The 1,701-nt window shown below is 64.1% G+C and carries 2 pseudogenes; one reads left to right on the top strand and one right to left on the bottom strand.

The features are described 5' to 3' along the window. A pseudogene (locus AQJ91_RS23875) lies at positions 1–439 on the bottom strand (transposase); the annotation flags it as partial. Positions 440–704: 265 nt separating this feature from the next. On the opposite strand from AQJ91_RS23875, the pseudogene AQJ91_RS23870 reads away from it, so the two are divergent. After that, positions 705–1,701, top strand: a pseudogene (locus AQJ91_RS23870) (glycoside hydrolase domain-containing protein); the annotation flags it as partial.

Here is a 1,701-nt window from a genome sequence, read left to right as displayed (position 1 = left end):
TACGTCCACGGCCAGGCATCTCTTCCGCCCTGGCACTCTTTTCGAAGCGTCCTTGCCGGTCGTCGTGGCCGGGACGCCGACGGCGGCACGGATGCTCTGGGTGTCCATCACGATGAGGCTCGGGTCGGCTAATCGCCGGTTCTTCTCCCGTAGTTGCCACCGCAGCAGGTCGTGGATGGTCTGGTCGGTGCCGTCGTCGCGCCACTTGTAGAAGTAGTACTTCACCGCCCCGGCGGGCGGCAGGTCGTGGGGCAGCAGGTCCCAATGGCAGCCGCTGCGGTTCTGGTACAAGATCGCGTTCACGATCTCCCGCATCGCGTATCTGCCCTGGTGGCCGCTGACCGACGGATGCGCGGCCTTCCACGCTGTGATCACGGGTTCGACCAAGGACCCACTGCTCGTCGGAGACGTCACTGGAGTACGGATCGCGCATGCCCATGCCAGAACTCAAGCGACCCCCGAACGTCTGACCGGCAACGATGCCCCAACGTCACACCATCGAGCGATGACAAGCCGAACAGAAGATCACGTACTGCACTCTCAGTACTGGTCACCCTCGAACCTTTTAGGTTCCTCACGCCTCATTCCTGCATGAGGATCTCTCCCAAACCGCCATGGACATACCAACTCAGTTGGGAAAGTTGGCGTTCCGGCACATCGCTCCCGCGCGCCGGGCAGACAAACCTGAACCGTGGAGGATGCACATGTCAGACCCGAATGTCCTGGCTGCTCAGAGGTGGGTCAACGCGACCTATGCGAACGCGCCCGGGTACGTACCGTGCACGGAGGACGGCAGTACAGGTTGGGCGACGGTGGACTGCCTCACCCAGGCACTCCAGCACGAGCTGGGGATCTCCCCGACCGTCAAGAACTTCGGGCCGGGCACTCTTGCGGCGGTGAGGCAGCGCTACCTGTTCCCCGACCAGGAGACCAACCAGAACATCGTCCGCATCTACAGCGCCGCCTTGTGGTGCAAGGGCTACTACGGCCCGGCGCATCCCGCCATATGGGACTTGAGGGCCGCGACCTCCCTCGCCGAGCTCTACAAGGACATCGGTCTCGACTTTCGCGAGCCCCTCGACGCGGACATGTGGGCCCGGGTCACCCGTTCACTGCTGCGCATGGACCAGTTCCGTACCGTGCCCGGCGGCGACGGCACCACCAAGCGCATCCAACAGCGCCTCAACCAGCAATACGTCCAGAACATCCGCATCCCCGCCATGAACCTGGTGCCGACCGACGGCATCTACTCGCGCGATGTGCAGCAGGGGCTGATGCTGGCCGTCCAGTACGAACTCGGCCTGGACAAGGCCACCATCAACGGCTACTTCGGCGACGGTACGCAGCAGGCCCTGAAGACCGTGGGCACCGGCAGCGACCTGCACTACAACCTGAGGGTGCTGTTCCGCGCCGCCTGCTGGTTCAACTCGCCCACCTGGGACAGCAACGGCAGCGCCGTCCACTTCCACCCCGAGAACGTGCTCGACGAAGATCTCTGGGAGGCCACCGAGCCGTGGATACGCGCCTTCCAGGCGTTCTCCCAGCTCCCCACCGGCGGCGACAACTACAACTTCCAGACCTGGGCCCAGTTGCTCGTCTCCAGCGGTGACACCAGCCGCGCCGCCGAAGGCTGTGACACCGCCGCGTACACGAGCAAAGATCGCGCCCAGGACCTCAAGAACAACCCGAGCAATCCCTACA

It is taken from the genome of Streptomyces dysideae (assembly GCF_001514305.1).
GTDB classification, from domain to species: domain Bacteria; phylum Actinomycetota; class Actinomycetes; order Streptomycetales; family Streptomycetaceae; genus Streptomyces; species Streptomyces dysideae.
Note: the sequence above shows the minus strand (reverse complement) of the source record. Positions and strands in the feature narration are given on the sequence as shown.